At 39.1% G+C, this 12,653-nt stretch carries 10 protein-coding genes; 1 reads left to right on the top strand and 9 read right to left on the bottom strand.

Annotated features, from left to right (window positions below; genetic code table 11):
* Nucleotides 1–2: 2 nt before the first annotated feature.
* The 9 genes from ACH30E_RS02615 to ACH30E_RS02575 form a co-directional block, all read right to left on the bottom strand.
* Complete coding sequence (locus tag ACH30E_RS02615) at nt 3–2,705, bottom strand: outer membrane beta-barrel protein (protein ID WP_490823550.1); 2,703 nt, start codon at nt 2,703–2,705, stop codon at nt 3–5.
* A 364-nt stretch (nt 2,706–3,069) separates the two neighbouring features.
* A complete protein-coding gene (locus ACH30E_RS02610) occupies nt 3,070–3,972 on the bottom strand; it encodes a transporter (protein WP_490823549.1) in 903 nt (300 codons plus the stop codon).
* 26 nt (nt 3,973–3,998) lie between these two features.
* A complete protein-coding gene (locus ACH30E_RS02605) occupies nt 3,999–5,015 on the bottom strand; it encodes a cytochrome-c peroxidase (RefSeq protein ID WP_490823548.1) in 1,017 nt (338 codons plus the stop codon).
* A 4-nt stretch (nt 5,016–5,019) separates the two neighbouring features.
* Nucleotides 5,020–5,799 carry an MbnP family protein gene (locus ACH30E_RS02600; protein ID WP_490823547.1) on the bottom strand — a complete coding sequence of 260 codons (780 nt, stop codon included), beginning with the start codon at nt 5,797–5,799 and terminating at the stop codon, nt 5,020–5,022.
* Nucleotides 5,800–6,013: 214 nt separating this feature from the next.
* On the bottom strand, nt 6,014–6,388 hold the full coding sequence (locus ACH30E_RS02595) for a hypothetical protein (protein WP_294988913.1): 375 nt from the start codon (nt 6,386–6,388) through the stop codon (nt 6,014–6,016).
* Nucleotides 6,389–6,505: 117 nt separating this feature from the next.
* Nucleotides 6,506–8,689 carry a multicopper oxidase domain-containing protein gene (locus ACH30E_RS02590; RefSeq protein WP_490823546.1) on the bottom strand — a complete coding sequence of 728 codons (2,184 nt, stop codon included), beginning with the start codon at nt 8,687–8,689 and terminating at the stop codon, nt 6,506–6,508.
* Between the two features lie 4 nt (nt 8,690–8,693).
* On the bottom strand, nt 8,694–9,176 hold the full coding sequence (locus ACH30E_RS02585; protein WP_490823545.1) for a DUF3347 domain-containing protein: 483 nt from the start codon (nt 9,174–9,176) through the stop codon (nt 8,694–8,696).
* A 40-nt stretch (nt 9,177–9,216) separates the two neighbouring features.
* Nucleotides 9,217–9,432, bottom strand: coding sequence for a heavy-metal-associated domain-containing protein (locus ACH30E_RS02580; RefSeq protein WP_294988922.1), 216 nt, complete (start codon nt 9,430–9,432; stop codon nt 9,217–9,219).
* Nucleotides 9,433–9,558: 126 nt separating this feature from the next.
* Nucleotides 9,559–10,134 carry a helix-turn-helix domain-containing protein gene (locus tag ACH30E_RS02575; RefSeq protein ID WP_490823544.1) on the bottom strand — a complete coding sequence of 192 codons (576 nt, stop codon included), beginning with the start codon at nt 10,132–10,134 and terminating at the stop codon, nt 9,559–9,561.
* A 156-nt stretch (nt 10,135–10,290) separates the two neighbouring features.
* On the opposite strand from ACH30E_RS02575, the gene ACH30E_RS02570 reads away from it, so the two are divergent.
* Nucleotides 10,291–12,528: a heavy metal translocating P-type ATPase gene (locus ACH30E_RS02570; protein ID WP_490823543.1), complete on the top strand. Its 2,238-nt coding sequence runs from the start codon at nt 10,291–10,293 to the stop codon at nt 12,526–12,528.
* Nucleotides 12,529–12,653: the final 125 nt, after the last annotated feature.

Raw genomic sequence — 12,653 nt, 5'->3', positions numbered from 1 at the left:
AGTTATAATCTGGTAGAGAAATTCCAAATAAAGGACAATAGTGCATACCTGGGTATATAATTATTCGACGATTCATAAAAACCATTTCCATTTATACTTCTATAGAATCCAGTATATTGATTTAAAATATCAAAAACAGATAAATTAAGTATCGCCTTATCATTTTTTAAAAACTTCTTTTGTAAGGAGGCATTCCATTTAACTATATTTCGGGCATTTCCGAACGACCCGTTTGCCGGCTGAAACTGCATATTGGCATTGGTTTCCAGCTCTACCCTCCAGGGTAAATAAATAGTGGCTTTGGGGGTATGATTATGTGTAAACATTTTGGTTGCACCGATATTACCAATATTGGCATTACTCGCAGTAAATCTAACTTCAAAAGAATATTGGAGCGTTAATTTATTGTATTTGAAATACATCAAATTGGCTCCTACTGATAAACCCTTCTGTCTGGTAATGATCTCCTGATCATTCAATATTTGCAAATAACCATAACTAGATCCATTAATATGAATACCTAAATTGACAGATTTTGTTGAGTTTGATTTTAAGAGTGGTTTGTTGAAATAAAGAAAGAAAGAACCAGAAGGAAGATTGTTTCGATTGATGTATTCTGTTACAGATCGGTTGAATTGGTCAACGGTTTGCTTACTTGTAAAAGCATTAATTGTTTGTTGCCAGCTAGCTGATAAATTCAAACTATTTCCTTTGAAATCATATTTTGAAAAACTAATTCTCAGCGAATGATCAAATGATGGGCGAAGATTTGGGTTACCGATAATGGTATAAAGCGGATTACTATTATCTCTTAACGGTTGTAGTTGTTCAATTGAAGGCTGGCTGGTATTTCCGTTGTATTGAAACTCTATTCTGCTATGTTCTTTCAACGAAAGACTTATCCTTGCTGTTGGAAAATAATTGTTGAACCTTCTTATTACCGTTTGTTTAAGGTTCAGGTTCTGCTGTTCCAGTTCGCTAAGATTAATTTTACTTCCCCCTGAGATGGAAACTTTTTTGGTTTTAAACTGTATTGTCAGACCGGGTATGTGTGAACGAATATTAAAATGATAATTATTACTCAATGTATCAATCGGATCATCGTATTTACCCATTGCACTTTGACCAAATACATTTCGGTTTCTGTCGCTGGCAATGGAGCTCCAGGTATATTCTGAACTAATGAGCAATTTTTTGGAAATTGGTTCTGTGAAAGTTAACCTGGCCTTGGTTTTATTTGTTTTCCCCGAATTATCCTGTAATTGGTTCAACGTGTCTGCAGTTGGGTTGTTATTACTATAAAAGAAATTAGTTGTTTCTGCCAGCTTAGTAGATGTTCTCTCCTGGTTGTCCTTTTCAAAATACAAACTAGCCACTCTGCCTATTTTGCGAAACCTTTTTTGCCAGATAAAGTTACCTGCTACCGATTGCTGTTTGCCATTCTGGGTAACTTGCTGATTGCTTTTATTCAGAAAATTACCCATCCCATCTTTTGATTCTTCATAATTATAGTTGGCACTGCTTGTTTCTCCTGATAGGCCGTTCAATGATATTCTTACCATAGAGAAAGAATCAATCTTTGTTTCATATACTGCAACTGCATTGTGTTTATTGTTTAATGAAAAGAAATTGTTATTGCCTTTACTTGCCCTGATACTATTGTCGGGCAGGAGTTGTGATCCGCTATGTGTTTCCCACCCAGTTGACTGTACCCTGCTGAAGGAATAATTAAGGTTGATGTACTGTTTGTCTTGTTTCCATTTATTTACATACTGCGAACCCACATTTGTACTGGTTGGAATACCTGAAGAATAGCCTTCATCAAAATCCATTTCATACATTATTTCATCGTCATCCTCTATGGAAATCCTACTCTGTGTATTAGTTAAGAATTTAGCTCTGTCATCGTAACCTAACCCCATTCTACCAGTATTAGAAGAAATCCCAAAAACAGCCATTTTCTCTTTTCTGTTGAATTTATTAACCATGCCTTCATGGCTGTAAAAGCCATCCCCATTTGAGCCTGCAGATAATTTTCCGAATAAACCTTTTTTACTATCTTCTTTAAGGGTGATATTCATGGTTTTGTTGGTAACACCATCATCAATTCCTGAAAACTCCGCTTCTAAGGATTTTTTATCAAAAACCTGTACCTTATCTACGGATGATGCTTTCAGGTATTGGGTTACCAAGGTTGGGTCGTCCCGAAAAAATTCATCCCCATCTACCAAAACAGTATTTACAATTTTTCCCTGCGCTTTTATTTTTCCATCCGGACCTATCTCAATACCTGGCAACCTGCGCAATAATGCCTCAACATTTGCACCAGGTGCAACCTGAAAACTATCTGCTTTGTACTCAAGTGTATCTCCCCTCATCCTGATGGCTTTTCCAGCCCTTACCGTTACTTCCTCCAGGAGGTGGTAGCGTGATGTCATTACTATTTTACCAATATCCAATATACCTGTGTCAGCCAGGTTTATGTCTATCAGAAAATCTGCCATTTCCGGATAGGTAAGCATCACCGTATATGATCCAGGTTTAATTTTTTCTAATTGAAATTTACCCTCCGTATTACTGCGAATGGAATTAATTAATGTAGAATCTGCTTTACTGATTAAAGCAATTACAGCATAATGTAATGGCTGCTTTCCGGTTGTGTCAGTTATTGAGCCTTTAAACCCCGCTTTTTGTCCATATAGCACCGCCGTACTGAATAGTGCCAGTAGAAATGTAAGCTTTAAACGGTTATAGAATTGGTGCAGATAGCAGGCTTTGAACTATAAATATAATAATAAAATATATAATAAAAAGTTATAGTGAGGCTTTTAACTTTTGGCTATTAGTCTTTGCGCTCTGATTGCCATTAAAGTATGTAGACTGAACTCTTGCGAGGAACAAATGGAACACGGATTTATCATGATTATCATGATTTATCATGATAAATCTGCGTTCAATTTATTTCTTCTAAAAAATATTGAAATCTATTATTTATAAGGCCTTCTAATTGTCATTGAGTAAATCACCACCCTAAACAACTGCTAATAGCTAATAGCTAATAGCTAATGGCTACAAAAAAACACTACAATGCACCATCACCCTATTCTCTGCCTTAATCATGCCCTTCATCAGGTTTTGCCGAAGCGGTGTTTGCCAGTTGGCGCCGAATGAAAATTTACCGGTTCCGCTTTCAAGTCCAATGGTTCCCATGAGCAAATTACCTCCCGATAAATTTACTTGCAATTGTTGGTCGCTGTCTTGTGAGGATTGTTCATATTGTAAACCCATATTTGGTGCAAACAACCATTTTCCATGAACCCGGAATTTATAGTATGCCTGTAAACTATTACTCCATTTATTGCCATACTTATACTGATAGTTGTTTACTGTATTTATCTTGTACATGGTATTGGCATTCAGTCCAACATCCTGAAAGCGTATATCATACATGGCATGCAAACTAAAATCAGTACTGCCTGTGCCTAACTGAAACAGGTTTGTATTTTGTGCAGATACATTTTTATCTGTCGGGTTATATTTTCCTGTTGCGAATTTAATAGAGCTACCTACCCAAAGACTTTGCACCAATAGTTTTGTATTGACTTGTTTTCTTGTATTGATCAACGGATAATATCCTGCCACACTTATATCGCCTATTCCCTGCTTTGCCTGTTTCAATCCCTGGTTATATTTTTCATTCAGGTGATAAGGCAGGTTTGCCATTATCCTGAAACGTTTTGAGATATTGAAGCCCGTCCAGCTTTCTAAGGTTCGGTAATGCTCTTCGGTAGTGAGGTATGAAGCTGTACCACCTGTTGCAACATGCGTTAGTAATGCATTCGTCCGATATCGGATACCAAATACCTTTTGCTGAAAATCTGGAAGTATGCCTATATATGCATTGCCTACTCCGCACCCGCATATATCACATGCATAAACTTTTACCCTGCCCGATGCCATCATTATTAGCATACATATTATTATTCTGATTTTATAATTCATGGTTCTGACAATAATTTATTGGTGATAAAACTGCGATCGTTCAGTGTTTGTAAAAATGCTAATAGTGCTGTGCGCTCTTCTGTTGTAAGACTGATACCATTCACTAGTAAAGGATCGAGGTTAACGGTTGACTGCACCCCACTTACATAATGATCAAGAACTGCATCTAATGTGAGTAGCCTTCCATCATGCATATAGGGTGCTGTGTATGCCAGGTTGCGCAGACTCGGTACTTTAAACCTATACCTGTCTGTAACCTGCTGGGTAACGAGGTAACGGCCTTCGTCGTTTACCAAAGAAGGAGCTAAACCATTGTTTCGAAATGAATAATCTGTAAACAATGGTTCTACATGGCAGGTACTGCATTTTGTTTTGAATAAGGCATACCCTTGATTTTCAAGTGGCGTAAATACTGCTTGCTTTCTCATCACACTATCATACCGTGCATTAGCACTTACACAGATCAGCATAAATTGAGAAAGCGCTTTTAAAAAACGCACCCCGGTAATTTCAGGATCACCGTAGGCTTTTGAAAACAGGGTTGGATAAACAGCACTTGCTTTGAGTTTTTTCAGCACATTATCCATCGTTTCATCCATTTCCAGGTGGTTGGTAATGGGTGCTATGGATTGCAGGTCGAGATCGAATATGCCACCATCCCACATAAATGATGTATTCCAGGCAAGGTTCATGATGGGTGGACTATTACGCGTTCCCATTCTGTCGTAAATACCGTGACTCAATGCATGTCCGTGGTGCGTAAAAGCGGATGTTTGAATATGACAGGTTCCACAACTAATGGTATTGTTGGCAGAAAGAATGGGATCATAAAATAATTTCCTACCCAGCTCAAATGTTTCTTTATTTAGTGCATTGGTAGAAAAATGATAGGCCGGTGCAGGAAATCCTTCGGGTTGCACAAAGCCGATAAATGCATCGCGGATCACTTCCTTGCTGCACGCTATTAAAGCGGCAGCAAGGAAAAATCCGATGACCAACTGATTTCGTTTCATGGTTTTAGTTTTCAGTATGATCGTGTGTAAACATGAAGGCTGCATTGTTGGCCACCGGTGTTCCGGCAGTAGCTGAATGTATCATGGCTACCGATGCAAAGCTCATATTGGTTGTTCCGCTAAAAGCTTTCAGCAGATCTGCAAACAAGTGTATGTTGGATGATTTGTTTGCTTTCACTTTGGCCGTGCCTCTTTCCGTAAGACTTAAGGTTATTTTTCGCAGGTTATTTACTGTTGCAGTATTGTAGCCACCAAAGCCACCAACATGGTAGGCAAAATTTCCGCCATTGGCTGCTGTACTTGTTCCTTCTGCTTTAAAGAAAATATATCCGCTGTTCCATCCCCAATACATATCGGCCGCGGATGTTGTTGGGTCTAGTACACCTGTGCGTTTCGATACATCCATGGTGTTTCGTAAACTGTCTACACCCAACACAAAACTGAGGGTTTTATATTCACCCTCGGGTACTTTTAACATTGGTCTAGTGGATGATGAAGCTGATTCATCAATCAGAAAATAGCAACTGTCTTGCGGAACAGTATAGGTACTGCCATCAACTTTTGTTAAGCTAAAGTTGCTTACATAATATTTCAGCTTGGTTACTTTAAAGCTCTCCCCTGCTGCATTGATATAAGTAGCGGTATTTAATTGCAGATCTGATGATCCTGAGATATTATCGAACTCTACAGAGAGGTTTCCTGTAAGATTACTATTATATGGGTTGTCAGCTTCTTTTTTGCATGAGGCAAAAAGAATTACTGACGCAAAAATGATGCGTTTCATTTTGTATTAATTAAAATAAATCAATAGAATTACTGATCGCTTGCGAACGAACGATTAAAATGCGGGACTATCAATGGTTGAGAATTGGGAACTTGCGTATGGGCCATAGACCAAAGACCATAGACCATAGACCATAGACCAAAGACCATGGACCATGGACTATGGACTATCGACCATAAGCTCTTCCAACCCTTGATTCGCCTAATATGTACTGTTAAACCGTGGGTGGATGAAACACAGATTGTGCAATGCCAGAAAATTTTCCTGGCTGGTAGTAATCGAAATAAGTTGATCTTAATGTAGTAAGCTTTGTAAGAGAAGGATAAAATGATTTAGAAGAAAGCACCACTTCATTTTTATTATCTAACCTTCGCTCAGGATTCTGCTGGTCTTTTTTCTCTTCCGCTTTAAGTTGCTTCATCATCTGGCATTTACCATGACAAGCCAGCTGTGGTTTTGCTTTGTTCTCACAGTTTTTTTCGTAGGCTGCTTTATTGGTATAATAGCTGGTAACAATGGCTGCACGGTTAAATAACTGACAACTAAATGCCAGTAATATTATTGCCGTGAAGAATTGTTTGAGGAACAAGAGAAAAATTTTTGCAAAGATATATTAAGCATGATATGATTGAACTAAATGACTAAAATATATTCTTTTGAAATAAAGTCATAACCGACTTGAAAAAAATTTATGAAATAGAAAACATCAATAACTAATAGATACACCAGCTCCAAATCCCATATCACTGTCGTAATGCGATGAGAGAGATATGTACTTACTAAGTATGTACCTAAAGCCGGTCATATACTCTTTATCTGTGTTCCACATAAAATTAAAACGAAGTCTGCTGGTGAGTGGCATATCTTCTCTGCCAAACTGAACCCTGATTTTTCCATCCATATCAACTCGCGCATCGGCTCTTAACAACATTGGTAATGTATATTGTACTCCTACACAAATAACTCCCCGTTGATCTTTTGTATTTGTTTGCCCAAACAGATTCTTCTCAACCTTATCATGCTTTCGATATCGCCAATCGAAACCAAGGTATGGCATTAGCCACTGATTACGACCTACTAAACGGCCCACATGAAATTCATTTTCGAAACCCTGTTCCTTATTGGTACCCAGTCGCCATTCATTTTGAATCATCCACCTGGTATTAGAATACATGAGTTCACCATCGGAACCGTTTGTTTCCAAACCAATTTGTACCCCGAGGTAAAAACGCCTATCGTCAGCATAAACTTTTCGTAAAGCTTTTTTTGCATCTGGTATTTGCGGATTAGGTGGTGAGTTTTCATAAGAAAAAATACGTCCCATGCCACTCATCATGTGATAGAGAATATGACAATGAAAATACCAGTCGCCATATTTTTCTGATGCATGAAACTCAATTGTATCGGTTTCCATTGGCATTATATCCAATACGGTTTTCAACGGCGAGTAATCGCCCTGTCCATTCAGCGTACGAAAAAAATGTCCATGCAAATGCATAGGGTGTCGCATCATGGAATTATTGGTCAGTATGATCCTGATATTCTCACCTTGTTTGATCAATATTTTATCTGATTCCGAAATTGTTTTATTATTCAATGTCCAAACATACCTGTTCATATTGCCCGTTAGCTCAAATTTCATTTCGCGTACAGGGCCCTCGGGTAAAGTGGTTTTCTGTGGAGCTTTCAGCATGGCATAATTCAGTGTAACAATATTTTGGTTGCTGTCTACAATCTCCGGATACATCACCGTATTCATATCCATCTGTTGCAGGCTCATTTTCATACCCATATCATTCATCGTACCATCGGCATTCATCATATCGTTCATCATCTTCATTCCCTCGAAATATTTCAGCCTTGGTAAAACCGGTGCGTACTTTTTTTCTCCCGAACCCAACCAGAGTGAGGTACTGCGTGTTCTGTCTTCCGCTGTTGCCCGTAACTCTACACTGCCCGATTCTGGAACCGTTACCAGCACATCGTAAGTTTCTGAAACGCCAACAATAAATCTATCCACTTCAACCGGCGTTACTTCAGCCCCATCATTAGCAATAACAGCCATTTTCCCTCCGCCATAACCAATCCAGAAATAAGTTGATGAACTACCATTGATGATACGAAGGCGAACCTTATCGCCAGGCTTATACGATGGTTTTACCTCCTCTGTTTTACCATTGGTAAACAGCGCATCATAATACACATCACTTACATCCATGGCCATCATACGTTTCCACTCATTCGTTATTTTTACGCCTAACTTCTTTTCTTTAATTGCCTGCCAATAATTTTGTGTGGCCCCCTTTTTAATGGCATACCAGTCTGTTGCATAATGAAGTGATCGTTCAACCTGGTTCGGATTTTCATCTGTCCAGTCGCTCAATAACACCACTTCTTCCGGAATATTGGTTTTTTCTTTCGGTTGAATAACAATTGCGCCATACATGCCACTCTGTTCTTGTAACATGGTATGCGAATGATACCAATAGGTACCATGTTGTACTATTGGAAACCGAAATACATGGGTACTATGCGCTTTAATAGGAGCAGTTGTTAAATAAGGAACCCCATCCTGTTCATTGGGCAATATCAATCCATGCCAGTGAATGGATGTTTCCATGTGCATCAGGTTATGCACCTGAATTTCTACGCTATCTCCTTCCGTGAAATAAAGTGTTGGCGCCGGTATACTGCCATTAATAGCAACTCCATTTGCTTTTTTACCAGTATAATTCACCACAGTATCTGTAACATATAAATGATACAACAGTTTATTACCTACCCTTGTAACAAAAGGCTTTCTATTACCTTGTTCCATCGCAGGCATGTACTGTGCTTTAACACCGGCGAATAATATCATCACAAAAAAGAAAAGAGCGCAGCGTTTCATCCTTCTATTGTTTAATGGTTTCTTTTATACTTCCACAGGTTAACATCATATTTCCATAATACGGGTTCTTAATGGGTTTTTCGATGCTTAACCAGGATGCTTTTTTCATCGGGCAATAATCCACATATAATTCTGCTTCGCTTAGTGAAGTGGTTTTCGCCAACCGTATCATCTGGTCAGATAGTGCGGCAAAAGCTTCCCTTTGCTGGGCTATTGACTGTTCTTTTAAGAACAGTTGTAAACTGCCTAACAGTTTCTCCTTTATCGGACTAACTGCTTTCCAGGTTTCTTCATCAACAGACTTTGACTGAATAGCTTCAAGTGCTGTTTTTAAATCTATTGCTGATTTTTTACTATTTGCTACATTACCGGCCACCAGCTCATTTTTTAAACCGATGTAGTTCTTAAGCACATCCTGCATAGGCTTTAATTGTGCCGATACCAGTTGTGTAATAAACAGGAAAAAAAGTGTTACTAATTTTTTCATATAATGGTTTGTTGGTTACATAATAGTAAAGCAGTACCTGTTATTCAACAGGCGCTGCTTTATATCCGGCCTCCTGTACTGCTTTAATAATATCCGCCGCCTGCACTGATCCGTTCGTCTGAACCTCCAGAATTTTATCAGGATGCTGAATATCTACCTTCCAGTTGTCATTACCGGCTACTTTGTTGAGGTTGGGTGTAGCATTAGCCACACAACCCATGCATTTAATGGTTGTTTTAAATTGTAAGGTTTCCATGTTGCTTCATTTCATTATCTGAGGGAATATCCCATTAGATTGATAATGCAAAGCTAGTATTGGCTCAAGGCTGAATTGTTATATAATCGTTGTTCCGATGTATATAATTTTCCGAAACAGTTACAATTAGTCGTTGATTTTATCCAACGGTTTCCTTTTATTGTCTTTCAGTTGTTTAAAATGCGAGGGAGTAAGACCGGTTGTTTTTTTGAATTGTTGTGATAAGTGCTGTACGCTGCTGTAACCCATTTCAAAAGCTATTTCACTGAGGCTTTTCTCATCATACATCAACAATTCCTTCACCCGTTCAATTCGCTGTAAAATAGCATACCGTTCAATGGTGATGCCTTCAACAGCCGAAAACAATGAGCTTAAATAGTGATAGTCCAATCCTGTTTTTTCTTCAAGAATTGCAGAGAGTTTCAGGTTGAATTCTTCATCCTGGCTACCATGTATCAATGATACAATGACCGTTTTGATGCGTTCAACCGTTTTTGCTTTCTTGTCATCCAGTAATTCAAACCCAAGCTCCTGCAGCCTGTTTCTAAGTATTTCCAGTTGTGTGGTATCAGGTTCTGTATTCAGGGTTATTTGTCCGAGTTGAATATTAGAGAGACTATGTCCGTTTTGTTCAAACAAATCCTTTACCACCATTATACAGCGATCGCAGACCATATTCTTTATGTGGAGTGTAACAGACATTGTACAAAGGTAAAATATTCCTGCTTGACTGCTAGCTTTCTCTATGATGGTCTATGGTATTAACAATACCGGAACAAAAAATTATATACATGTTATAACTAATTGTGTAAAAATACAACCAGTGGGTGAAACTAGCTTTGCAGTAAATATTTCTTTATGCAAACAGAACAGTCATCCTCTTCCTTTATAAAAAAAAGATTTCCGGTTCTTGAAATGACCTGTGCCGCATGTGCCGTAAGTGTAGAATCGATGTTACAATCCGTTGAAGGCGTGAAAGAAGCCAATGTAAACTTTGCCAACCAGGATGCCTGGGTTATTTATGATCCCTCCATTGCCAGTCCGGAGAAGTTTCGATTAACAGTTCGTTCCATAGGTTACGATCTTGTTATTGAAGAAGACAACCAGCAACAGGCAAAAGAAGATGCTCAACAAAAGCATTATGCCCGTCTCAAAAAAAGAACGCTCTGGTCTACGGTTTTATCTATACCGATCGTTATGATAGGTATGTTCTTTATGGATATGCCTTATGCCAATTATATCATGCTGGCGCTCTCCACGCCTGTGGTATTTTATTTCGGACGCAGTTTCTTTACTACTGCCTGGAAGCAGGCTAAATACGGGAAAGCCAATATGGATACATTGGTGGCCTTAAGTACAGGTATTGCCTGGGCTTTCAGTCTTTTCAATACTTTCTTTGCTTCCTTCTGGCATAACCGTGGTTTGCATCCGCATGTTTATTATGAAGCCGCGGCAGTAATCATTGCATTTATATCGCTGGGCAAATTGCTCGAAGAAAAAGCCAAATCAAACACTTCTTCTGCCATTAAAAAGCTGATTGGTTTACAGCCCAAAACAGTAACCATTGTATTAGACAATGAAGCAACACAGGAAATACCTATTGCTGCTGTACAACAAAATGCAATAATACTGGTGAAGCCCGGAGAGAAAATTCCTGTGGATGGTATCGTAACCAGTGGCAGTTCTTTTATTGATGAAAGCATGATTACGGGTGAGCCGGTACCTGTAGAAAAGAATGCAGGAGCTGCTGTTTATGCAGGTACCATCAACCAAAAAGGAAGCTTTCGTTTCCGGGCTGAAAAAGTGGGTGCAGAGACTTTTCTTGCACAGATCATCAAACTGGTTGAGCAGGCACAGGGTAGTAAAGCGCCTGTACAAAAACTGGTAGATAAAATCGCCGGCATTTTTGTTCCTGTAGTAATGGGTATTGCCCTACTAACTTTTATCGTTTGGTCTTTTTCGGGTGTAGAGAACGGCTTTACACTTGCGCTCCTGAATGCGGTAACTGTTTTAGTCATTGCATGTCCATGTGCTTTAGGACTTGCCACACCAACTGCTATTATGGTTGGTATTGGTAAAGGTGCTGAAAACAATATACTGATTAAAGATGCTGAAAGCCTGGAGTTGGCACATAAAATAAACAGCATAGTATTAGATAAAACAGGCACTATTACAGAAGGAAAACCGGAACTGAGTGATATCGTGTTTGCTGAAAATACGGATGAACAAAAAATGAAAAGCCTGCTACTGGCTATTGAAGCACAGTCTGAACATCCATTGGCAGAGGCCGTGGTTAGGTATCTTGAAAATGACCATACCACAAAGGTGATGGTTGAACAGATAACCAGTATTACCGGTAAAGGCATTCAGGCAAACTACCAATCGCATGTTTACCTCCTGGGGTCTCCGGTATTGATGAAGGAGCAGCAGGTAATAGTTGATGCTGCTTTAAGTGAAACCGTACAACGTTTACAGCAGCAGGCAAAAACGGTGATTCTTTTTGCAGAAGACCGGCAGGTGAAAGCAGTTATTGCCATTACAGATAAAATAAAACCCAGTTCAAAACAAGCTGTGGAGGCATTAACAGCAATGGGTATTGAAGTATTTATGCTTACAGGCGATAATGAGCAAACAGCGAGGGCCATAGCAACAGAAGTGGGAATTACACATTATAAAGCGGAGGTATTGCCAGCAGATAAGGGCGCATTTATTGCTGCATTGCAGCAGCAGGGAAAAACTGTTGCCATGGTTGGAGATGGCATTAATGATAGTCATGCACTTGCATTGGCAGATGTTAGTATTGCCATGGGTAAAGGAAGTGATATAGCGATGGATGTTGCTAAAATAACCCTCATCGGTTCTGAGCTTACAAGTATCACCAAGGCAATCAGGCTTTCTAAGTCTACCGTTGTAACGATTAAGCAGAATTTATTCTGGGCATTTATCTATAACCTCATTGGTATACCTGTTGCTGCGGGTTTGTTGTATCCTGTAAATGGATTTCTGCTGAATCCTATGATTGCCGGCGCAGCAATGGCACTAAGCAGTGTAAGTGTGGTGGGTAATAGTTTGAGGCTAAAATTTTCAAGGCTTTAGGGGAGGTGGAATAGTTTATCGTGCGATTGGATGGAGGAATTTTTGGAAAGTCTCCATTGATTGTTGGTCGGGCGACCAACGATGGCGAGCGACCAACAATGGCGAGAGACAAACTTCTCTGGATG

The sequence above is a fragment of the Sediminibacterium sp. FW305-C-61 genome (assembly GCF_058231065.1).
Note: the sequence above shows the minus strand (reverse complement) of the source record. Positions and strands in the feature narration are given on the sequence as shown.

Coding starts and splice junctions, on each gene's coding strand:
- ACH30E_RS02610 (WP_490823549.1), bottom strand. CDS start 3,972: ATGCTAATAATGATGGCATCGGGCAGGGTAAAAGTTTATGCATGTGAT.
- ACH30E_RS02605 (WP_490823548.1), bottom strand. CDS start 5,015: ATGAAACGAAATCAGTTGGTCATCGGATTTTTCCTTGCTGCCGCTTTA.
- ACH30E_RS02600 (WP_490823547.1), bottom strand. CDS start 5,799: ATGAAACGCATCATTTTTGCGTCAGTAATTCTTTTTGCCTCATGCAAA.
- ACH30E_RS02590 (WP_490823546.1), bottom strand. CDS start 8,689: ATGAAACGCTGCGCTCTTTTCTTTTTTGTGATGATATTATTCGCCGGT.
- ACH30E_RS02585 (WP_490823545.1), bottom strand. CDS start 9,176: ATGAAAAAATTAGTAACACTTTTTTTCCTGTTTATTACACAACTGGTA.
- ACH30E_RS02580 (WP_294988922.1), bottom strand. CDS start 9,432: ATGGAAACCTTACAATTTAAAACAACCATTAAATGCATGGGTTGTGTG.
- ACH30E_RS02575 (WP_490823544.1), bottom strand. CDS start 10,134: ATGTCTGTTACACTCCACATAAAGAATATGGTCTGCGATCGCTGTATA.
- ACH30E_RS02570 (WP_490823543.1), top strand. CDS start 10,291: ATGCAAACAGAACAGTCATCCTCTTCCTTTATAAAAAAAAGATTTCCG.